20 protein-coding genes are annotated in these 19,814 nt (G+C 69.6%); 8 read left to right on the top strand and 12 right to left on the bottom strand.

Features of this window, described 5'->3' with window-relative positions:
* Positions 1 to 90: 90 nt before the first annotated feature.
* From ACWD6R_RS20580 to ACWD6R_RS20570, 3 genes are all read right to left on the bottom strand, one after another.
* Positions 91 to 924: a hypothetical protein gene (locus tag ACWD6R_RS20580; RefSeq protein WP_451820006.1), complete on the bottom strand. Its 834-nt coding sequence runs from the start codon at positions 922 to 924 to the stop codon at positions 91 to 93.
* Positions 925 to 1,032: 108 nt separating this feature from the next.
* Entirely contained in the window at positions 1,033 to 1,854 is an 822-nt protein-coding gene (locus ACWD6R_RS20575; protein ID WP_451820005.1) for a hypothetical protein, read from the bottom strand.
* The gene (locus ACWD6R_RS20570) at positions 1,851 to 2,579 is read right to left on the bottom strand and encodes an RNA polymerase sigma factor (protein ID WP_451820004.1); all 729 of its coding nucleotides are present in this window, start codon (positions 2,577 to 2,579) and stop codon (positions 1,851 to 1,853) included. Before ACWD6R_RS20570 ends, ACWD6R_RS20575 begins: the two co-directional genes overlap by 4 nt.
* Before the next feature lie 55 nt (positions 2,580 to 2,634).
* On the opposite strand from ACWD6R_RS20570, the gene trpS reads away from it, so the two are divergent.
* Positions 2,635 to 3,648 carry a tryptophan--tRNA ligase gene (trpS, locus tag ACWD6R_RS20565; protein WP_451820003.1) on the top strand — a complete coding sequence of 338 codons (1,014 nt, stop codon included), beginning with the start codon at positions 2,635 to 2,637 and terminating at the stop codon, positions 3,646 to 3,648.
* 141 nt (positions 3,649 to 3,789) lie between these two features.
* Entirely contained in the window at positions 3,790 to 4,380 is a 591-nt protein-coding gene (locus tag ACWD6R_RS20560; protein ID WP_451820002.1) for a 2'-5' RNA ligase family protein, read from the top strand.
* Between the two features lie 71 nt (positions 4,381 to 4,451).
* Here the strand turns inward: ACWD6R_RS20560 and ACWD6R_RS20555 are convergent, their stop codons facing one another.
* Together ACWD6R_RS20555 and ACWD6R_RS20550 are read right to left on the bottom strand one after the other, a co-directional pair.
* Entirely contained in the window at positions 4,452 to 5,207 is a 756-nt protein-coding gene (locus tag ACWD6R_RS20555; RefSeq protein ID WP_451820001.1) for a decaprenylphospho-beta-D-erythro-pentofuranosid-2-ulose 2-reductase, read from the bottom strand.
* 259 nt (positions 5,208 to 5,466) lie between these two features.
* On the bottom strand, positions 5,467 to 6,816 hold the full coding sequence (locus tag ACWD6R_RS20550; protein WP_451820000.1) for an FAD-binding protein: 1,350 nt from the start codon (positions 6,814 to 6,816) through the stop codon (positions 5,467 to 5,469).
* Positions 6,817 to 6,988: 172 nt separating this feature from the next.
* On the opposite strand from ACWD6R_RS20550, the gene ACWD6R_RS20545 reads away from it, so the two are divergent.
* Positions 6,989 to 7,204, top strand: coding sequence for a hypothetical protein (locus ACWD6R_RS20545; RefSeq protein WP_451819999.1), 216 nt, complete (start codon positions 6,989 to 6,991; stop codon positions 7,202 to 7,204).
* A 184-nt stretch (positions 7,205 to 7,388) separates the two neighbouring features.
* Positions 7,389 to 8,318: a YihY/virulence factor BrkB family protein gene (locus ACWD6R_RS20540; protein WP_451819998.1), complete on the top strand. Its 930-nt coding sequence runs from the start codon at positions 7,389 to 7,391 to the stop codon at positions 8,316 to 8,318.
* On the opposite strand, the gene ACWD6R_RS20535 is transcribed toward ACWD6R_RS20540, so the two are convergent.
* Entirely contained in the window at positions 8,266 to 9,546 is a 1,281-nt protein-coding gene (locus ACWD6R_RS20535; protein WP_451819997.1) for a D-alanyl-D-alanine carboxypeptidase family protein, read from the bottom strand. The two genes, ACWD6R_RS20540 and ACWD6R_RS20535, sit on opposite strands and share 53 nt — an antisense overlap.
* A 121-nt stretch (positions 9,547 to 9,667) precedes the next feature.
* On the opposite strand from ACWD6R_RS20535, the gene ACWD6R_RS20530 reads away from it, so the two are divergent.
* The 3 genes from ACWD6R_RS20530 (at position 9,668) to ACWD6R_RS20520 (ending at position 13,087) form a co-directional block, all read left to right on the top strand.
* Positions 9,668 to 9,913: an SCO4848 family membrane protein gene (locus ACWD6R_RS20530; RefSeq protein ID WP_037688258.1), complete on the top strand. Its 246-nt coding sequence runs from the start codon at positions 9,668 to 9,670 to the stop codon at positions 9,911 to 9,913.
* 73 nt (positions 9,914 to 9,986) lie between these two features.
* Positions 9,987 to 11,324, top strand: a complete 1,338-nt coding sequence (locus tag ACWD6R_RS20525) for a metallophosphoesterase (RefSeq protein WP_451820028.1) — start codon at positions 9,987 to 9,989, stop codon at positions 11,322 to 11,324.
* A gap of 209 nt (positions 11,325 to 11,533) precedes the next feature.
* The gene (locus ACWD6R_RS20520; RefSeq protein WP_451819996.1) at positions 11,534 to 13,087 is read left to right on the top strand and encodes an ABC transporter substrate-binding protein; all 1,554 of its coding nucleotides are present in this window, start codon (positions 11,534 to 11,536) and stop codon (positions 13,085 to 13,087) included.
* A 340-nt stretch (positions 13,088 to 13,427) separates the two neighbouring features.
* Here the strand turns inward: ACWD6R_RS20520 and ACWD6R_RS20515 are convergent, their stop codons facing one another.
* The 4 genes from ACWD6R_RS20515 to ACWD6R_RS20500 form a co-directional block, all read right to left on the bottom strand.
* Positions 13,428 to 14,165, bottom strand: a complete 738-nt coding sequence (locus ACWD6R_RS20515) for a TetR family transcriptional regulator (RefSeq protein WP_451819995.1) — start codon at positions 14,163 to 14,165, stop codon at positions 13,428 to 13,430.
* Positions 14,159 to 14,590 carry a thiol-disulfide oxidoreductase DCC family protein gene (locus ACWD6R_RS20510; protein WP_451820027.1) on the bottom strand — a complete coding sequence of 144 codons (432 nt, stop codon included), beginning with the start codon at positions 14,588 to 14,590 and terminating at the stop codon, positions 14,159 to 14,161. Before ACWD6R_RS20510 ends, ACWD6R_RS20515 begins: the two co-directional genes overlap by 7 nt.
* A 35-nt stretch (positions 14,591 to 14,625) precedes the next feature.
* Entirely contained in the window at positions 14,626 to 15,060 is a 435-nt protein-coding gene (locus ACWD6R_RS20505) for a hypothetical protein (RefSeq protein ID WP_451819994.1), read from the bottom strand.
* A 67-nt stretch (positions 15,061 to 15,127) separates the two neighbouring features.
* Complete coding sequence (locus ACWD6R_RS20500) at positions 15,128 to 16,366, bottom strand: MFS transporter (RefSeq protein WP_451819993.1); 1,239 nt, start codon at positions 16,364 to 16,366, stop codon at positions 15,128 to 15,130.
* An 88-nt stretch (positions 16,367 to 16,454) separates the two neighbouring features.
* Between ACWD6R_RS20500 and ACWD6R_RS20495 the strand changes: the two genes are divergently transcribed.
* Positions 16,455 to 16,964: a MarR family winged helix-turn-helix transcriptional regulator gene (locus tag ACWD6R_RS20495; RefSeq protein WP_451819992.1), complete on the top strand. Its 510-nt coding sequence runs from the start codon at positions 16,455 to 16,457 to the stop codon at positions 16,962 to 16,964.
* A 326-nt stretch (positions 16,965 to 17,290) separates the two neighbouring features.
* Here ACWD6R_RS20495 and ACWD6R_RS20490 read toward each other — a convergent pair whose 3' ends face one another.
* Entirely contained in the window at positions 17,291 to 18,049 is a 759-nt protein-coding gene (locus ACWD6R_RS20490; protein WP_451819991.1) for a succinate dehydrogenase iron-sulfur subunit, read from the bottom strand.
* Positions 18,049 to 19,809, bottom strand: coding sequence for a succinate dehydrogenase flavoprotein subunit (gene sdhA, locus ACWD6R_RS20485; protein WP_451819990.1), 1,761 nt, complete (start codon positions 19,807 to 19,809; stop codon positions 18,049 to 18,051). Before sdhA ends, ACWD6R_RS20490 begins: the two co-directional genes overlap by 1 nt.
* Positions 19,810 to 19,814 lie beyond the last annotated feature (5 nt).

The raw sequence follows: 19,814 nt of genomic DNA, 5'->3' as shown, positions 1-19,814 counted from the left end.
GTCGGGCTGGGGTAATGCCCACTTTGTATCGTCGGTCGGATCCTCGGGGAGGAAACCTTCAATCCACGGCGCGCCCATGCGTTTGCGCAGTCAGAGGTCGAGGAGTTCCTGACGCGGACCGGTCTCCCCGCCGTATTGGCCCTCGCCCCCGCTTCCGCCGCCACCTCGACGGGCGACCAGTGGCCGCAGGGCCAGGGCGAGCGCCGCCCCTGCCACCAGCCCGGGTACGGCCCACCACACACCGTTGAAGCGGTCGGACGAGCCGGAGGCCCCGGCCGCCGCCGAGGCAGCGGACGGGGAGGCGGCGGGCCACGGTGCCGGTGCGGGGCCCGCCGCGCGGTCCTGCGGGGCGGACTGCCCGCTGTCCTCCCACGGCTGCGGGAACAGCGCCGCGTACGCCTCCTCGCTGCTCTTCTTCCCCAGCAGCCCGAGCTGCTTGAACAGCGCGACCAGCTCCGCCGGCTTCTTCGCCCGGTGCCAGTACCCGCGGTAGGTATAGGGAACCTCGGAGGCCGTGTGTATCCAGACCGTGTCCGGATCGTCCCCCGGGAAGACGCGGTCGGTCCGCATCGGCTCCAGGTCGTGGACCATCCAGGTCACATTGATCTGCCGCGTCCCCACCGCCCCGTCCAGACTCTGGGGCCGCTCCTTGTCGCCTTCGCCCGCGGGGCCCAGCAGTGCCTCCAGCCTGGTGTACCTCGGATCCGAGACGGAGAGCGCGGTCGCCTTCCCGCTGTCCGGTGAGGCGACCAGCACCGTCGTCGGCCCGCCCGCCGCCGCACCCGGAGCGAGACAGAGGCTCAGCCCGCACACCACCGCCGCCGACACGGCCAGCCGTCGCAGAAACCGGAAGCGGCCCACCGGCCGCCGGGTGGATCGAACGCCCGGCTGTTGTTCCGCGAGCCGGCCTCCTGGCTTTCGCATGACGTCCCCCTTGCGCTGTCCGGTACGGACCGCCCGTACCGTGTCACCTCTCGTACACCGCCCGAGCCCCGCAGGTTCCCCTCCCGGGCCGACCGGTTTTCCGGACCGTCAGAGCGCGGAACCGGCGACCGAACGAGCCCGCTCCCGCGAGGCCACGCCCTCCAGCCGCAGAGTCAGCCGCCCGCCCTTCACCCACAACAGAGTCGGTCCAGCCGTCCGCTGGGACCGCGTCCACCGAACACCGTCCCCGTCGACCATGCCGAACTGCAGCACATGCGGCCTCGCGAACCAGAGGCCGTCCACCGCGCCGCCGCGGCCGTCGGCCACCTTCAGCCACTCCGGCTGTTCCCGCACCTGCTTGATGAAGTACGGATCCAGCGGCGCCGCGAACTCGTCGAGCCGTATCGTCCGACCCTCCTCCTGCCAGCACAGCGTGACCATCCACCGGCCCCCCGGCAGCCCCGACACGGACACCGCGTCCGGCGCACCGAGCGCCCTGGGCACGACCGGCCGGAAGCCCGACCGCCGCGCCGCCTCCGCCGTCGTCACCGGGGTGCCGCAGCCCGGCACCGGCGCTCCCGGCTGCTCGGGGACCGGCGCGGACGGGTCGTACCGCACGTCCACCCCGCCGAAGTCGAACCAGTCGGCGACCGTCGCCCGTACCGGAGGCGTCAGCACCAGCACGACCAGGAGCCCCGAGAGCGCCGCGGCCAGCAGACGGGCCCGCCGACGGGCCCACATCCGGGCCCGCTCCAGCCGCCCCGGGGGTACCGGCACAGGCACCGGGACCGCTTCGGCGACGATCTGCGCCAGCACCCGCTCGGCCATCGTCAGCCCGCCGCCCTCCGGCTCGGGGACCTCCATCCCGCGCCCCAGCGCCAGCAGCTCCGCCCGCAAGCGCGCCCGGTCCGGATCATCCGCACCCGTCACCCCACGTCACCCCCTCCCACTTCGGTCCCGAGCTTCTTCTCCAGCTTCTTCAGTGCACGGTTCAGCCGGGACTTCACTGTCCCCCGCGGCCAGCCCAGCGTCCGCGCCGTCTCCGCCTCGTCCATCTCCAGCAGGTATCGGCAGGTGACGACCTGCCGATGCTCCTCACTCAGCTCGTCGAGCGCGGCTGTCAGCAGCGTCCGCCGCTCCTCCGCGAGCGCCGCCACCGCCGGATCCGCAGACTCCGGTATCACCGGCTCGGCGCCCCGCAGCACCGCCTCGCGCCCGGCCACCGCACGCGCCCGACCCGCCGACCGGAGTGTGTTCCTCGTCTCATTCACGACGATCCGCAGCAGCCACGGCCGGAATGCCGCGCCTTCCCGGAATCGACCGAGCGACTGATACGCCTTGAAGAACGCGGACTGCACCACATCCTCCGCCTCGGCCCCCGCCCCGAAGGCGACCGCGGCCCGCAGCGCGACGCCCGTGTGGGCGCGCACCAGTTGCGCGTATGCCTCCGCCTCTCCGGCGCGCACACGAGCGATCACCGCGGCCTCGTCCTCTGCCGGCGCCCTTTCGGGCGCCGCGGCACGAGTCCCGGTCCGCTGTTCGGCCCGCCCCTCGGCCTGCCCTCCGGCACGCCCGAGAGCGCGGTCCGCACCCCCGTCATCGACGGCGCGGCCCCCCTCCCGGCCCCTCTGCAGGGCCCCCTCCTGCGTCCTCACACCTTTCATACACCGGCTGCCGGAGATCGGTTCCGTACCTGAGACAATGAGTTCTATGGCCTCTGAACGCCCCCGCGTGCTCTCCGGAATCCAGCCCACCGCAGGCTCGTTCCACCTCGGCAACTACCTCGGTGCGGTCCGCCAGTGGGTGGCGCTGCAGGAGTCCCACGACGCCTTCTACATGGTGGTGGACCTGCACGCGATCACCGTTCCGCAGGATCCCGCGGAGCTGCGTGCGAACACCCGGCTCGCCGCCGCCCAGCTGCTGGCCGCCGGTCTCGACCCCGAGCGCTGCACGCTCTTCGTCCAGAGCCATGTCCCGGAGCACGCCCAGCTCGGCTGGGTCATGAACTGCCTCACCGGTTTCGGCGAGGCCTCCCGGATGACGCAGTTCAAGGACAAGTCCGCCAAGCAGGGCGCCGACCGGGCGACCGTCGGCCTCTTCACGTACCCGGTCCTCCAGGTCGCGGACATCCTGCTCTACCAGGCCCACCAGGTCCCGGTCGGCGAGGATCAGCGCCAGCACATCGAGCTCACCCGCGACCTCGCCGAGCGTTTCAACGGCCGGTTCGGCGACACGTTCACCGTCCCGGCGCCGTACATCCTCAAGGAGACGGCGAAGATCTACGACCTGCAGGACCCGTCGATCAAGATGAGCAAGTCGGCGTCCACGCCGAAGGGCCTGATCAACCTGCTCGACGAGCCGAAGACCACGGCCAAGAAGGTCAAGAGCGCGGTCACCGACACCGACACGGTCATCCGGTACGACGTCGAGAACAAGCCAGGTGTCAGCAACCTCCTGACCATCTACTCCACCCTCACCGGCACGGGTATCGCGGATCTGGAGCAGAAGTACGAGGGCAAGGGCTACGGTGCGTTGAAGACCGACCTCGCAGAGGTCATGGTCGAGTTCGTCACACCGTTCCGGACCCGTACCGAGGAATATCTCGACGACCCCGAGACGCTGGACTCGATCCTGGCCAAGGGCGCGGAGAAGGCCCGGGCGGTAGCCGCCGAGACCCTGGCCCGGACATACGACCGGATGGGCTTTCTGCCCGCGAAGCACTGAGTCCGAGGACCCTGGCGAGATGACGGCTCCAGGCTGCACACTGGCGACAGGAGACCAACCCCGGTGACGGCCTGAAACCAGCCACCGACCGCGGTGACGGCGGCACGCCGGTCACCGACTTCGAAAAGTGAGGAGAACGACGTGGGGACCGTTACGCTCGGCGTTTCGATCGCGGTCCCGGAGCCCTACGGCAGCCTGCTCCAGGAGCGGCGCGCGAGCTTCGGGGACCCTGCCGCATTCGGCATTCCCACCCACGTCACGCTTCTCCCGCCGACTGAGGCGGAGGCGGCCGACCTGCCCGCGATCGAGCGGCATCTCGCCGAGATCGCGACAGGTGGCCGTCCCTTCCCGATGCGGCTGTCCGGCACGGGGACCTTCCGCCCCCTGTCGCCGGTGGTCTTCGTCCAGGTCGTCGAGGGCGCGTCTGCCTGCTCCTGGCTGCAGAAGCGGGTGCGGGACGCGTCCGGCCCGCTGATGCGCGAGCTGCAGTTCCCGTACCACCCGCATGTGACCGTGGCGCACGACATCCCGGAGCAGGCGATGGACCGGGCGTACGAGGAGCTCGCCGACTACGAGGCGTCCTGGACCTGCGATTCCTTCGCGCTGTACGAACAGGGCCCGGACGCCGTCTGGCGCAAGATCAACGAGTTCCCGTTCGGGGCCGAGGGCGGCGCGCCCGCCGTGCCCGCGCAGGGCGGCAGCTCCGTGGACGAGCCGTCCCTGCAGCCCTGAGGCGTCGGTAACGGCCTCCCCCACGATGGGGAGCCCAGTCCCTGTCGCGGGGGAGGCCGTAAGCGCTGCGCTCAGACCGGCAGGCGCCGGAAGAGCGGCCGCGGCACGTGCCGCAGCGCCGACATCACCACCCGCAGCGCCCCCGGCACCCACACCGTCTCCGAGCGCCGCCGCAGTCCCGTCACGATCGCCTCCGCGACCGCGTCCGGGGTCGTCGCGAGCGGTGCCTCCGGCATCCCCGCCGTCATCTTCGACCGTACGAAGCCGGGGCGCACGACCATCACATGCACCCCCGTACCGTGCAGCGCGTCCCCCAGCCCCTGGGCGAACGCGTCCAGGCCCGCCTTGCTCGACCCGTAGATGAAGTTGGCGCGCCGGGCACGCTCACCCGCCACCGAGGACAACACCACCAGCGATCCGTGCCCCTGCGCCTGGAGGGCGCCGGCGCACACCAGTCCGGCGGAGACGGCGCCGGTGTAGTTGGTCTGGGCGACCCGGACCGCGGAGAGCGGTTCCTCCTCGTCGCGTCCCTGGTCCCCGAGGATGCCGAACGCGAGCAGCACCATGTCGATGTCGCCCTCGGTGAAGATCTTGCCGAGAGCGGACTCGTGGGACTCGGAGTCGAGGGCGTCGAAGGCGACGGTACGGACGTACGCACCCAGTTCCCGCAGTTCGGCCGCGGCCGATTCCAGGGCGGGGGAGGGGCGTCCGGCCAGCCAGACCGTGCGGGTGCGGCGGGCGATCAGCCGGCGCGCGGTGGCGAGCCCGATCGCCGATGTCCCACCGAGGACGAGCAGGGACTGCGGGGCACCGAAGGCGTCCTTCACGAAAACACTCCTAGCGGGCGGCGGCGGGGGAGAGGGAGCGGGCAGTGCGCGGGCTCAGAGCCTGTCGGGTGACCTTCGATCGGAAAGCGGACGCGGTCTGGTGCGTGCGATTCCAAGGCGCCGGAAGGCCCTCGGATGGGGTCTCCCCTGCTCGAGCGAAGCTGAGAGCTTGGGGAAGGAGCTACTAGGGCATTTCGGCAACGCGGGAAGCGTGCGTGCCAGGGCGTGGCCGACCGATCAGAGGTCACCCGACAGGCTCTCAGAGGCCGAGGCGGCGGGAGAGGTCCGAACGGAACGCCCCGTCCGGGTCGAGTTCGGCGCGCAGCGCCCGGAACTCGGGCAGCCGCGGATACATTGCGGCCAGCGCCTCGGGGCGCAGCCGGGAATCCTTCGCCAGGTAGACGCGGCCACCGGCCGTCGCGACCTCCTCGTCCAGCTCGTCGAGGAAGCGGGCCAGGTCCGGCAGCGTGGCGGGCAGATCGAGGGCGAGCGACCAGCCGGGCGTCGGGAACGACAGCCAGCCCGGATCGCCGTTCCCGAACCGTTTGAGCACGGCCAGGAACGACGGGCAGCGCCGCCGCGAGATCCGGCGCACGATCCGGCGCAGCGCCTCCTCCTGCCCGTATCCGACGACGAACTGGTACTGCACGAAGCCGCTGCGGCCGTACACCCGGTTCCAGTGCGGCACGCCGTCCAGCGGGTGGAAGAACGTGGACAGCTTCTGGAGTTCGCCGATGCGGTACGTGGGGGCTCTGCGGTACCGGAGCTCGTTGAAGAGGGCGGCGGAGGTGCGTCCGAGCAGTCCGTCCGGTACGAACGCGGGCGCGACGGGCAGCTGTCCCGGGCGGAACGCGAGCGGTGTGCGCCGGGCGCGCGCCGGGAGCACATGCAGGGGCGCGTGCTCCCCTCGGGTGAGTACGGAACGCCCGGTCGCCCTGCCCCGGGCGAGGAGGTCCATCCAGGCGGCCGAGTAGCGGTAGCGGTGGTCGGAGGCGGTGAGCCGGGCCATCAAGTCGTCCAGATCGACAGCCCGTTCGGTGGTGACCGACATCAGTGACGTCGCGACGGGCTGGAACCGGAGCGTGGCCGAGAGGATCACCCCGGTCAGCCCCATGCCGCCCGCGGTCGCGTCGAAGAGAGCGGTGCCGGGCCGGACCGTACGGATACCGCCGTCGGCGGTCAGCAGCCCCATGTCCTGTACGTGGCGGGAGAAGGAGCCGGACACGTGATGGTTCCTGCCGTGGATGTCGGCGCCGATCGCTCCGCCCACGGTGACGTAACGGGTCCCGGGAGTCACCGGCACGAACCAGCCGAGCGGCAGCAGTACTTCCATCAGCCGGTGCAGGCTCACGCCCGCGTCGCACACCACCAGACCGGTGGCGGCGTCGATGGTGCGGATCCGGTTCAGCGCGGTCATGTCGAGGACGGAGCCGCCCGCGTTCTGTGCCGCGTCGCCGTAGGCCCGGCCCAGACCGCGCGCGATGGAACCACGGGGTCCGCAGCCGCGCACCGCGTCCGCCGCCTCCTCGTACGTACGGGGACGGAACCGCAGGGCGGTCGTCGGGGCGGTACGGCCCCAGCCGGTCAGGGAGACGGTGTCGACGGACATGGTGGTGACCGTATCGCCCGAGAAAACACCTTTGAGGGATTTGTTACATGACTCGCCGAAATGGGTGATTGAAGGAGTTTCGCTCATTATTGACGCGCAACTTCCTTTACTGACCAGAAGAGTTCACTTCGGCTTCGTCCGGCAGCCGGGGTGCGGCCCTCGCCTCCTGTCGGTGGCGCCGGAGAGCGGCGGCACGGCCGACGGGAGCCTTCCGCCCTGGCGTCCGCTGTCGGTGATCCCGTCCGTCCTGGCGGTGCTGCGGTACGCGGTGTCCGCCGACCGCGGCACGCCCGGCGCCCCCGAGGACGTGGTTCCGGGAGACCGGGCGCTCGCCGCCATCGGGCTGGTGCGGATGGCCCCGTGCGGACCGGCGGTCGCCGAGCTGTGAGGGTCCCGCCTGCCGGGTTCCGCCTCGGCCGTACCGGGTGTTGGTCGCCGTCGACGCCCGCGGCTCTGTGGTGCAGTTGCCGTCCGGCCGTGTCGCCCACGGGGCCGGCCCGACACCACCCCGGCGCCCGCGCGCCCGGGGCCCGCACACCGGTTTTCCGCGCCCAGGAGGGTACGCGCACGTCATGGACTGGCTGAAGAATCTCCCCGTCATCGGGCCACTCGTCGCCCGGCTGATGATGACGCACGCCTGGCGCTCGTACGAACGACTGGACCTCGTCCACTGGACCAGGCTCGCCGCCGCGATCACCTTCATCAGTTTCCTGGCGCTCTTCCCGCTGATCGCGGTCGGCGCGGCGATCGGCGCCGCGCTGCTCTCCGACGAGCAGCTGCACAAGATCGAGAAGTCGATCGCCGACCAGGTGCCGGGCATCTCCGACCAGCTGGGCATCAGCAATCTGGTGGCCAATGCGGGCACCGTCGGGCTCGTCGCCGCTGTGCTGCTGCTCTTCACCGGCGTCGGCTGGATCGGTGCGATGCGGGACTGTCTGCGCGCGGTCTGGGAGAAGGACGATGTGGACCAGGGCAATCCGGTCGTCCGAAAGCTCAAGGACGCCGGACTGCTGATCGGCCTCGGCGGAGCCGCGCTCGTCACCCTTGCCGCTTCCACGGCGGGCTCCACCGCGGTCGGCTGGACCGCCGCCCTGGTGGGCGTCCCCAACCATGGCGCGGGCGGAGTGCTGCTGCAGACCGCGGCCCTGGTCGTGGCGGCCGTGGCCGACTTCCTGCTGCTGCTCTATCTGCTGACACTGCTGCCGGGCGTGAAGCCGCCGCGGCGCAGGCTGCTGACAGCGGCGGTGATCGGCGCGATCGGCTTCGAACTCCTCAAGCTGCTGCTCGGCAGCTATATGAAGAGTGTCGCGTCGAAGAGCATGTACGGCGCTTTCGGTGTGCCGATCGCCCTCCTGCTGTGGATCAACTTCACGGCGAAGCTGCTGCTGTTCTGCGCCGCCTGGACGGCGACGCGGAGCAGCAAGGACATCAGGGAGGGCGTCGCGGACGTCAGCGGCGAGGAAGGCGGCGCACCAGGTCCGGCAGCGGCCAGCGCCGGTTGACCAGGAACACGCCGCCGGCCAGCAGCACCAGCACCCCGCCGACGATCCCCAGTGCGATCCCGACCCCGCTGGAGCCCTTGGTGACCGCCGCCCCGGTGGCGGCCGGACCGTGCTTGCCCGCATCCTTGCTTCCCGAGCCGGAGGTGCCCGCGGCGCTGTTGCCGTTGGCCGTTTCCGCGCCCTTCCCGGTGCCCGTCTGCGCGGACTTCGGGGGGACCAGTTCGCCCACCGGGGTCACCTTGCCGGCCGCGTCGAAGCCCCAGTCGAGCAGGCTCGCGGCCTCCTTGTAGACGGCGTGGGGCTCCTTGGACGACGGGTTCATGACGGTGACGAGCAGCACCTTGCCGTTGCGCTCGGCGACGCCCGTGAAGGTGTTGCCCGCATGCGTGGTGTAGCCGTTCTTGACGCCTGCGATGCCCTTGTACGGCTCGACGCCGTCGGCGCCGGTGAGCAGCCGGTCGGTGTTCTGGATCTCGAAGGTCCCGCGCTTCTTCCCCTTCTTCTTCTCCCCGGGGAAGTCGGCCGTGGCCGTCGAGCAGTACTCGCGGAAGTCCTCCTTCTGCAGCCCGCTGCGGGCGAACAGGGTGAGGTCGTACGCGCTGGAGACCTGTTCGGGTGCGTCGTAACCGTCGGGAGACACGACGTTCGTGTCGAGGGCCTGCAGCTCCTCGGCGTGCGCCTGCATGGCGGCGACGGTCCTGGGCACGCCTCCGTACATCGCGGACAGCACATGTACCGCGTCGTTGCCGGAGCGCAGGAAGACACCGAGCCACAGGTCGTGGACCGTGTAGGTCAGGTGTTCCTTGACGCCGACCAGGCTGCTGCCCTCGCCGACATCGGCGAGGTCCTCGTCCGTCACCTTGTGCTGCAGGGTCTTCGGCTGCAGTTCGGGCGAGTCCATGACCGTGTCGGCGAACAGCATCTTCAGAGTGGACGCGGGGGGCAGCCGCCAGTGCGAGTTGTGCGAGGCGAGCACCTCACCGCTCTCCGCGTCCGCGACGATCCAGGACCGCCCGGTGAGGTCCTTGGGCAGCACAGGGGCGCCGGCACCCAGTTCGACCTGGGAGCCGACCCGGCCGAGCTGCGCGCCGCCGACCTTCGACATCGGGGCGGTCGGCTTCGGGTCGTCGGCTGTGTCCTTGTCGACCGCTGACGCGGGACTGATGACAAAAGTGGACAGCAGAGCGGCGGAGATGACCGTCAGTGCGGTCTTTTTCAGAGCGGGCACGGTCGGAAACGTACAGGCTGATGATGTGACGAGTGTTGCGGACCTGCTGACCGGCCGTCCGCGACGCTGGGACAGCCCACCCCGGGCGCTCCGGCCGGAGCGTGGCGGCGATACTGGGTCCATGAAGCTCAGCCGCCCCGTTTCCTGGTTCCTGCTCGCCTTCGGGGTGTGGAGCTGGGTCATTTGGGTCACTTTCGCCAAGAATCTATGGAAAGACGGCAGTGGACTTGCCTTCGACGACGCGGGTGACCCGACTGCGTACTTCTGGGTGCATCTGCTGCTCGCCATCACGTCCTTTCTCCTGGGGACGGCGGTCGGTGTGATCGGGTTCCGCGGACTCAGGGCGCTGCGCCGCGAGCGTTCATAACCGGCCGGGCGGCGACCGGACATAGGTGTACGAAGCGTCGGTGCACAAGACGCAGGCGTACCGAGAGCCGCACATGGGTGGGGGAGTGCACGTGGCAGTGGTCTTCGTTCCGGTGGCGCTGGCGGTCCTCGCGCTGCTCGTCGGTGTGCACCGCTATGTGTGGCGCCGCTTCGTCGCCGACACGACGGCCCCGGGCGGCACGCTGCGCCGGGTGGGCGCGGCGGCGGTCTGGCTGTTGCCGCTGCTGAGCGTCGGCGCCCTGGTTTCCGGGCGGGCGGGCGCCCCGTTCTGGCTGCAGCAGGTGCTGGCCTGGCCGGGCTATCTGTGGCTGGCGGCGCTGCTGTACCTGACGCTGGCTCTGCTGGTGGGCGAGGCGGTACGGCCTGTTCTGCGGCGGGTCCTCGCGCGCCGGGCGGGCGGCGGTACGGCTGCCGAGAACGATTCGGCCGAAACTATTTCATCTCAGGTCGAAGCACCCGCGGCGGAGAACTCCCCAGCCCGTGCGCCCGTGAGCGGAACCCCTGCCACCCTCGTCGCCGACGCCCCCGTCACGACCCCCGACGCCCCCGTCACGACCCCCGCCGACCCCTCCCGCCGCCTCTTCGTCGCGCGCGCCGTCGGGGGCGCGGCCGCCGTCGCCGGGCTCGGCACCGTCGGCTACGGCACCTACGGCGTGCTGCGCGGTCCGCGCGTCAAGCGGGTCACCGTCCCGCTCGCCAAACTGCCCCGCGCCGCGCACGGCTTCCGGATCGCCGTCGTCAGCGACATCCACCTCGGCCCGATCCTGGGCCGCGCCCATACCCAGCGGATCGTCGACACGATCAACCGGACCCAGCCCGATCTGATCGCCGTCGTCGGGGATCTCGTCGACGGCTCCGTCGCCGACCTCGGTCCGGCCGCCGAACCGCTCGCCCGGCTGGAGGCCCGCCATGGCGCGTTCTTCGTCACCGGCAACCATGAGTATTTCTCCGGTGCGGCCCAATGGGTCCATCACGTAAGGGAATTGGGGCTGCACCCACTGGAGAACGCCCGGGTCGAGATCGACGGTTTCGATCTCGCCGGGGTCAATGACGTCGCCGGTGAGAGCGAGGGGCAGGGCCCCGATTTCGAGCGCGCCCTGGGCGACCGGGACCGGACCCGCGCCTCCGTCCTCCTCGCACATCAGCCCGTCGTCATCGACGACGCGGTTGCGTACGGCGTGGATCTCCAGCTTTCGGGCCACACGCACGGCGGCCAGCTCTGGCCGGGCAACTACGTCGCCGAACTGGCCAACCCCACGGTCGCCGGCCTGGAGCGCTACGGCGACACCCAGTTGTACGTCTCTCGGGGTGCGGGTGCCTGGGGTCCGCCCGTGCGGGTCGGCGCCCCCTCCGACATCACCGTCGTGCACCTGGCGTCCCGTCAGGCGTAACGGTGCAAAAGGGACGACTCAACTGCACGGCGTCTCCACAGCTTTCAGCCGCCCAGCCCAACTGAGGTTTCAACTGTCGAACAAAAGGCTATGAGATACAGATTTCCTCTTCCAGATGTGAAAATCGTGTGATTGGCTGGCCGTGAGCACGGTGATGTGCGTTTCTGAGCACATCTGCCCAGGTGGGGCTGTTAAGGGAGAGCACGGCAATGCGGTCGATCCGGCTACGGATTCTCGCGATTCTCGCGGTTTTGGTCATCGCAGGCGTCGTCGCCTGGCAGTTGCTTCCCTCGAACGAGGTGAAGAGTGATCCGATCATGGTCGGGACGACGGACGAGGTGACGTCCCTCGATCCGGCCGGTGCGTACGACGCCGGTTCCTGGGCGATCTACAGCAACCTCTACCAGTCCCTCATGACGTTCAAGTCCGGGGCGATCGTCCCGGAACCGGACGCCGCCGAGAGCTGTGGGTTCATCGGCCAGAAGCTCCAGACGTACCAGTGCAAACTGCGCGACGACCTGACCTTCGCCAACGGCCGGAAGATGACCGCCGCCGATGTCGAGTACTCCATCGAGCGCATGATCAAGATCAAGACGGACGTCGGTCCGTCGGTCCTGTTCCCCAGCCTCAAGAACGTGGTGTCCGAAGGCCGCACGATCACCTTCAACCTCTCCTCGCGTGACGCGACCTTCCCGCAGAAGCTCGCCACCGGAGCCGGTTCGATCGTCGACCGCGACGAGTACCCGGCGGACAAGCTCCGCACCGGAACCAAGGTCGACGGCTCGGGGCCGTACGTCCTGAAGTCGTACAAACCGGGCGTCGAGGCGGAACTGGTCCCGAACACCCGGTACAAGGGCGCGCTGAAGAAGACCGGCGTCCCCGTCACCGTCCGCTACTACAAGCAGTCGGACGAGCTCCTGGCGGCCTGGAAGTCCGGACAGGTCCAGGTGACGCACCGGCAGCTGCCGCCGTCCACGCTCGCCGAGCTGAACCCCGGCGACCCCGACATGCGCATCACCGAGGCGGACAGCGCCGAGATCCGCAACCTGGTCTTCAACGTGCGCGCCGGGTCCCCGTTCGCCGACAGGAGGGTCCGGCAGGCCGTCGCGTCCATCATCGACCGCGGGCCGCTGGTGGCAGATGTCTACAAGAGCACCGTCGAACCGCTCTACTCGCTGATCCCGCAGGGCTACATCGGGCACAGCACGCCGTTCTTCGACGCCTACCCGGCGCCCGACCCGACGCGCGCCAAGCGGCTGATGCAGGAGGCGGGCGTGCAGACCCCGCTGCACATCAACTTCGCCTACCGCGCCGACAACGAGTACACGCCGGAGACCGCCGAGCTCCGCCGCCAGCTGGAGGCGGACGGGCTGTTCAAGGTCTCGGTCAAGGCCGTGGAGTGGCAGGACTACCAGAAGGGCTACGCGGCAGGTAAGTACGACGCGTACACCGTCGGATGGCTGCCCGACTACCCGGACCCCGACACCTTCAGCCAGCCGCTCGTCGGCCGCGACAGCAGCCTTCACAACGGCTACACCAGCAAGAAGATGGACGACCTGATCAGCGCCACGCTGCAGTACAGCGACCGGAGCCGTACCGCGGCGGACTTCAAGGAGCTCCAGGCGCTGGTCGGCGAGGACGTGCCGCTCGTGCCGCTGTGGCAGAAGAAGGACTACGTCCTCAGCGAGACCGATGTCTCCGGCTCGCAGTACTTGTCGGACGGCACGGGCATCTGGCGGCTGTGGGAACTCAACTGGATCTAGGGCCGTGACCGGCAATGTTTGCCGGGAGGGGCACTGGGCTCATTCGGATCCGTAAAGGGCCGGGGCCGGTCGGAGACTGCCGCACACCATGTGCGAGGTCTCCGGTCGGCCCCGGCCCTTTATCGGCCCCGGCCCTTCAGAGGAGCTCACAAAATGGGCGCCCGGCTCGCGGCGTCCGGCACGCACGCTCGCTGCGTTGCCGAAATGCCCTAGTAGCTCCTTCCCCAAGCTCTCAGCTTCGTTCGAGCAGGGGAGACCCCATCCGAGGACCTTCCGGCGCCTTGCGATCGCACGCACCAGACGCCGCGAGCTGATCGGACTCCCATTTTGTGAGCTCCTCTTACGCCTTCTCCCGGCCCGGCCGCTCGGTGGTCGGCTGTTTCACCGACCCGGGCAGGAAGTCCGCCAGTACGTCGTGGATCTGCCGTACGAGCGGTCGCAGCACCCGGTACCGGGAGAGCGCGATCGCCCGAGCACCGATCGGTGCGGTGCGCTCGACGAGGCGGCGGCTGCGCTCGGCGCCCTCCGTCCGGTCGTACACCCAGAACAGCACCAGGCCCATCTGTATCAGCCACATCAACTGCGGCAGCACGTCGGCCATTTCGGGGTCGGTCTTGGTGCTGGAGCCGCGCAGGCACCGTTCATGAATGGAGATCGCCGCCTCCCGGGCCCGGGCCGACTCCTTGGAGAACGGGGAGAGCGGGCTTTCCGGATCGGCGGCGTTCTTGAAGAACTGGGCGGCGAAGCGGTGGTACGGCTCGGCCACGTCGAGCCAGCTGAGCAGTACCCCGCGGATCCGCACGGCCAGGTCCTTGTCGCCTTCCAGGACCGGCTTCACCGCCGCCTCGTGCTCTGCGGCGAGCCGGTCGTAGAAGCTCTGGACGAGAGCGTCTTTCCCCGTGAAGTAGTAGTAGGCGTTGCCGACGGAGACCCCGGCCTCCTGCGCGATGGCCCGCATCGTCGTCTTGTCGTAGCCGCGTTCCTCGAAGAGCCGGAGCGCCGTTTCGAGAATGAGTGTGCGGGTCTGCTCGCTCTTGGGAGCCTTGGCTTCCTTCGCGTCCTTCGCTTCCTTCACCACAGCCCCGAGGGTAGCCGTCCGCCCTGGTCCTCCGTGCCGGGGACCTGGCACGCTCCGTCCCCGGGACCGCAGGGCGCCGCCGTCAGCGACCGGTACTTCGCGGCGGCGAGCACGGACGCCCGGGCGAACGGCAGCCCCGCGGGGGTGGCCAGCCAGTGCGACTTGGGCCGGTGTCCGGCCAGCGCCCAGAGGCAGACGATCCAGGCGGAGGTCCCCCGGTAGATCTGCCCCCGGTCGCCGATCACGGTGATCTCGGAGAGCGTCCCGGAGTGGTCGAGGCCGGGGAAGCGGCGCCGTGCCTCCTCGGAGGCCGCCGGGACGAGATCGAGCGGGACGAGCTGACGCTGCTTCATCAGCCAGTGGCGCAGATGGACGCAGAGCGGGCACTGCGCGTCGTAGAGCACGGTGAGTCCCTCGACGGGCATCCGCCCCCAGTCGGCCGTGACCGCCACCGGCCCGGTCACCGGCCTGTGGCGGGTGCGGCCCACGGGCCCTGGCCGGCGGGGCCCGTCCAGCCCTGCGGCGGTACCGGCGGGGTCTGCTCACGCTCCATCAGCCCGCGGCGGCGGATCTTGTTGAGTACGTAGACGTTCCCGAGGTGCATCACTCCGAGGACGAGCAGGACGACGCCGACCTTCACCGAGAGCGCCTCGAAGAGTCCACGGGCGTCGGCGACCCCGTCGGCGTTCTTCAGGTAGAGGGCGACGAACCCCAGGTTGACCAGGTAGAAGCCGACCACCAGAAGGTGGTTGACGGCATCGGCGAGCTTCTCGTTCCCGTGCAGGACGTCGGCGAGGAAGACCCTTCCGTTACGGCTCAGCGTGCGGGCGACCCACATGGTGAGCCCCACGCTGATCAGCAGGTAGATGACGTACGCCACGACAGTGAGGTCCATGCCCCACCCTCCCTTGAACGTGTTCAAAAGCTGTTGTCATGGACTGTAGACCTGTATTTGAACATGTTCAAGCGGGTACTCCGGGGTGCTTGTCCCCGGTCGCCCCGGCCGCGGTCGCAGGGGCCCTGAAGCGTCGTACGCCCGGTACCGCGGCCGTCGCCAGACAGGCTGCACCGACCGCCACGGCGGCGACGGCGAGCGGGACTTCGGGACCCCAGGCCGTGGCGGCGACCGGGGCCAGGGCGTAGCCCAGTGGCATCGCGCCGAGGGAGAGCAGCCAGTCGTACGAGGTCACGCGGGCCAGCGCGTGGGCGGGTACCGCGGACTGGACCGAGGTGTTCCAGACCGGGCCGAGGAAGCCGAGTCCCGCCAGCGCGATGCCGTACCCGGCGATGGCCAGCGGGGCGGGGGCGCCGGCCGCGAGGAGGCCGAGGGGGAGTGCGTACGTGGCGAGGCCCAGGTTGGCGGCCAGAATCGGGCGGCGCGGGCGGGCGCGCCCGGCCAGCAGCGAGCCGAGGAGGAGGCCGACCGCGCCGGTCTGGAGCAGGGCGATCCAGGTGCTCTTGCCGCCCATGTCCTCGATGGCGAGTGGCGGCCCCAGGGTCATCAGGACAGCCGCCGCACCGTTCCACACGGAGTGGGCGATCAGGCTCGTCCAGTACCAGTCGCGGCCGCGGACCTCGCCCCAGCCCTCCTTGAGGTCGGCGAGCATCGAGCGGCGCGGTATCGGCACGTGCCGGACCTCGACGGCGGACAGGAGTGCGGCGCTCACCGCGAAGCTCGCACCGTCCAGCACGAACGCCCAGCCGGGGCCCGCGGTGAGGATCAGCGTTCCGGCGACGGCCGGGCCGCCGAGCCGGGTCGCGCTGGTGGCGACCGCCATCAGGGAGTTGGCGCGCAGCAGCCCCGGGGCTTCCACCGTGCCGCGGATCAGCGGCGACACGGTCGGCATGGCGAAGGCGCCGGCCGCGCCGCCGATCACCTCGGCGACCGCGATCTGCCAAAGCTGCGGTTCACCGCCGAGCAGCTCCACGCCGACGAAGAGCTGGGTGGCGCACCGTACGAGATCGGTGGTGAGCGCGACCGTGCGGGCGTTGAAGCGGTCGCCCACGACGCCGCCGAGCGGCAGCAGGAGCAGCTTGGGCACCATCGCGCACGCCAGCACCAGGGCGAGGGCGGCGGTCGAGCCGGTGGCCAGGTAGACGGCGACGGAAAGGGCGGCGGGGATGGCGGCGTCGCCGAGGAGGGAGAGAGTGCGTCCGATGAAGAGCAGGCGGAAGGCGCGCGTGCGCAAGGGGTGCGACATGCAAGGAAATCTATTTCGGCGCCGAATTATTCGTCAACGAAATATCTGACGCCGAAGCGCATGTGTACGCCGGACGTACCCTTTCCTCATGGAGCCACGCGACTGGACCGACGGACATGTCGAGCGGTGGAAGCCCGTGCTTCCCGACCTCGATCCCGATGTCGAGGGCGCGGTGACGCGTATGAAGAAGCTCTCCGTCCACCTGCGGCGGGTGCGTGAACAGTCCCTGGTCGACTTCGATCTGGACCGCCAGGAGTTCGAGACGCTCCACAAGCTCGCCGGACGCGGCGGGAAGGCGGCCCCCTCCGAACTCGCCGCCGACCTCGACCTCGCCCCCGCCTCCGTCACCGGCAGGCTGGACGCGCTCGAACGGCGCGGATTCATTCGCCGTACGCCCTCCACCACGGACCGGCGACGGGTCGACGTGGAACTCACCGAGGAGGGCCGCTCGACCTGGCTCGGTGCGATGGACTTCCTCGGCCACGAGGAGTACCGGCTCCTCGGCGTACTCGGCAAGGACGAACGCATCCTGCTCAACGACATGCTGCGCCGCATCATGGTCATCGCGGAGGACTGCGGCGGAGCCGAAAGACCCTAGAGCGCCACCGGGGCCTTCCGGAAGCCGAGGAGGCAACAGCCCTACGCCGTGTCGTCCTTGATCCCCCTGACCGCGTACTCGGCTAGTGCCGCCCGGAGTTCGTCCCGGCTCCGACCGCGCAGACAGGCGACTGCCCCGTCCCACCGGGCGGCCGCCTGCTCTCGATCAGGCCTGTGCGCCCCGCGCTTGCTGCCCCGGGCGGTGAACCGGTCTCCGGCTCCGCATGACCGTACCGAACGGACCTGCGCAGCGCAGCAGGAGGCCCCGCCTCCCGCAGCATTCCTGCGGAAAACAGGGCCTCCTGTGCAACTGACGTACCGGAAGGGTCAGAAGCGACGGGTGATCAGCGCGCGCTTCACTTCCTGGATCGCCTTGGTGACCTCGATGCCACGCGGGCACGCGTCCGTGCAGTTGAAGGTGGTGCGGCAACGCCACACGCCGTCACGGTCGTTGAGGATCTCCAGGCGCTGCTCGCCGCCCTCGTCACGCGAGTCGAAGATGAAGCGGTGCGCGTTGACGATCGCCGCCGGGCCGAAGTACTGGCCGTCGTTCCAGAACACCGGGCACGACGAGGTGCACGCGGCGCACAGGATGCACTTGGTGGTGTCGTCGAACCGCTCGCGGTCCTCGGCGGACTGCAGACGCTCACGCGTCGGCTCGTTCCCCTTGGTGATGAGGAACGGCATGACGTCGCGGTAAGCCTGGAAGAACGGGTCCATGTCGACCACGAGGTCCTTGAGGACCGTGAGGCCCTTTATGGCCTCGATCAGGATCGGCTTCTCCGGGTTGATGTCCTTGATCAGCGTCTTGCAGGCGAGCCTGTTCTTGCCGTTGATCCGCATCGCGTCGGAGCCGCAGATGCCGTGGGCGCAGGAACGGCGGAACGTCAGCGTGCCGTCGGTTTCCCACTTGATCTTGTGAAGGGCGTCGAGGACACGCTCCTTCGGGTCGATCTCGATCTGGAAGTCCTGCCACGTGGCCTCGTCGGAGACCTCGGGGTTGAAGCGGCGGATCCGGAAAGTGACCGTGATGTACGGGGAGACGGCGGACTCCGCCTCCACCTTGTCCAGAGTCGGGGTAGCCATCAGTACTTACGCTCCATCGGCTGGTAGCGGGTCTGGACGACCGGCTTGTAGTCGAGCCGGATCGACTCGGTGCCGTCGGCCGCGACCTCGCGGTACGCCATGGTGTGGCGCATGAAGTTGACGTCGTCGCGGTTCGGGTAGTCCTCGCGGTAGTGACCGCCGCGGGACTCCTTACGGGCCAGTGCGGAGGTCGCCATGACCTCGGCCAGGTCGAGCAGGTTGCCCAGCTCGATGGCCTCCAGGAGGTCCGTGTTGAACCGCTTGCCCTTGTCCTGGATGGACACGTTCAGGTAGCGCTCGCGCAGCTCGGCGATCTTGTCGACGGCCGTCTTGATGGTCTGCTCGGTACGGAACACCATCACATTGGCGTCCATGCACTCCTGCAGCTCCAGACGGAGCGTCGCGACACGCTCGGTGCCCGTCGAGTTGCGCAGCCGCTCGACCTGGTCGATGACCAGCTGTGCCGGGTTCTCGGGAAGCTCGACGTAGTCGTTCTTCGCCGAGTACTCGGCGGCGGCGATGCCCGACCGGCGTCCGAAGACGTTGATGTCGAGCAGCGAGTTGGTCCCCAGACGGTTGGCGCCGTGCACGGAGACACACGCGACCTCGCCGGCGGCGTACAGGCCCGGGACGACGGTGGTGTTGTCGGCCAGCACCTCGCCCTGGACGTTGGTCGGGATGCCGCCCATGGCGTAGTGCGCGGTCGGCTGGATCGGGATCGGGTCCGTGTAGGGCTCGATGCCGAGGTACGTACGCGCGAACTCGGTGATGTCCGGGAGCTTCGCGTCCAGCTGCTCCGGCGGCAGGTGCGTGAGGTCGAGGAAGACGTGGTCGCCCTCGGGACCGCAGCCGCGGCCCTCACGGATCTCCGTGTAGATGGAGCGGGACACGACGTCACGGGACGCGAGGTCCTTCATGACGGGCGCGTACTTCTCCATGAAGCGCTCGCCGTCCTTGTTACGGAGGATGCCGCCCTCACCACGGGCGCCCTCCGTCAGCAGGATGCCCATGCGCCAGATGCCCGTCGGGTGGAACTGGAAGAACTCCATGTCCTCCAGCGGCAGACCGCGGCGGTACGCGGCGGCCTGGCCGTCACCGGTCAGGGTGTGGGCGTTCGACGTCACCTTGAAGAACTTGCCGGTGCCGCCGGAGGCGAAGATGATCGCCTTCGCCTGGAAGATGTGGATCTCGCCGGTGGCCAGCTCGTAGGCGACGACGCCCGCGGACTTCTTCAGCCCAGTCTCGGGGTCCTCCTGCAGCAGCAGGTCCAGGACGTAGAACTCGTTGAAGAACTCCACACCCTCCTTGACGCAGTTCTGGTACAGCGTCTGGAGGATCATGTGGCCGGTGCGGTCCGAGGCGTAGCAGGACCGGCGGACCGGGGCCTCGCCGTGGTTACGGCTGTGGCCGCCGAAGCGACGCTGGTCGATCTTGCCCTCGGGCGTGCGGTTGAACGGCAGGCCCATCTTCTCCAGGTCGAGAACGGAGTCGATGGCCTCCTTCGCCAGGATCTCGGCGGCGTCCTGGTCGACCAGGTAGTCGCCGCCCTTGATCGTGTCGAAGGTGTGCCACTCCCAGTTGTCCTCTTCCACGTTGGCGAGCGCGGCGGCCATGCCGCCCTGCGCGGCGCCCGTGTGGGAGCGGGTCGGGTACAGCTTCGTGAGCACGGCGGTACGGCTGCGCTTCGTCGACTCGATGGCCGCGCGCATGCCGGCGCCGCCTGCGCCGACGATGACGGTGTCGTACTTGTGGATCTGCATGATTT

It is taken from the genome of Streptomyces sp. NPDC005151 (assembly GCF_053599875.1).
The sequence above is the reverse complement of the archived record's forward strand: the minus strand, read 5'-3'. Positions and strand labels throughout refer to the sequence as shown.

What these genes read in the sequence shown, in the direction of transcription:
- ACWD6R_RS20510 (WP_451820027.1), bottom strand. Translation starts at nt 14,590, where the DNA reads ATGCCCGTCGAGGGACTCACCGTGCTCTACGACGCGCAGTGCCCGCTC.
- sdhA (WP_451819990.1), bottom strand. Translation starts at nt 19,809, where the DNA reads ATGCAGATCCACAAGTACGACACCGTCATCGTCGGCGCAGGCGGCGCC.
- ACWD6R_RS20580 (WP_451820006.1), bottom strand. Translation starts at nt 924, where the DNA reads ATGCGAAAGCCAGGAGGCCGGCTCGCGGAACAACAGCCGGGCGTTCGA.
- trpS (WP_451820003.1), top strand. Translation starts at nt 2,635, where the DNA reads ATGGCCTCTGAACGCCCCCGCGTGCTCTCCGGAATCCAGCCCACCGCA.
- ACWD6R_RS20550 (WP_451820000.1), bottom strand. Translation starts at nt 6,816, where the DNA reads ATGTCCGTCGACACCGTCTCCCTGACCGGCTGGGGCCGTACCGCCCCG.
- ACWD6R_RS20530 (WP_037688258.1), top strand. Translation starts at nt 9,668, where the DNA reads ATGAAGCTCAGCCGCCCCGTTTCCTGGTTCCTGCTCGCCTTCGGGGTG.
- ACWD6R_RS20540 (WP_451819998.1), top strand. Translation starts at nt 7,389, where the DNA reads ATGGACTGGCTGAAGAATCTCCCCGTCATCGGGCCACTCGTCGCCCGG.
- ACWD6R_RS20505 (WP_451819994.1), bottom strand. Translation starts at nt 15,060, where the DNA reads ATGGACCTCACTGTCGTGGCGTACGTCATCTACCTGCTGATCAGCGTG.
- ACWD6R_RS20525 (WP_451820028.1), top strand. Translation starts at nt 9,987, where the DNA reads ATGGGTGGGGGAGTGCACGTGGCAGTGGTCTTCGTTCCGGTGGCGCTG.
- ACWD6R_RS20520 (WP_451819996.1), top strand. Translation starts at nt 11,534, where the DNA reads ATGCGGTCGATCCGGCTACGGATTCTCGCGATTCTCGCGGTTTTGGTC.
- ACWD6R_RS20500 (WP_451819993.1), bottom strand. Translation starts at nt 16,366, where the DNA reads ATGTCGCACCCCTTGCGCACGCGCGCCTTCCGCCTGCTCTTCATCGGA.
- ACWD6R_RS20490 (WP_451819991.1), bottom strand. Translation starts at nt 18,049, where the DNA reads ATGGCTACCCCGACTCTGGACAAGGTGGAGGCGGAGTCCGCCGTCTCC.
- ACWD6R_RS20495 (WP_451819992.1), top strand. Translation starts at nt 16,455, where the DNA reads ATGGAGCCACGCGACTGGACCGACGGACATGTCGAGCGGTGGAAGCCC.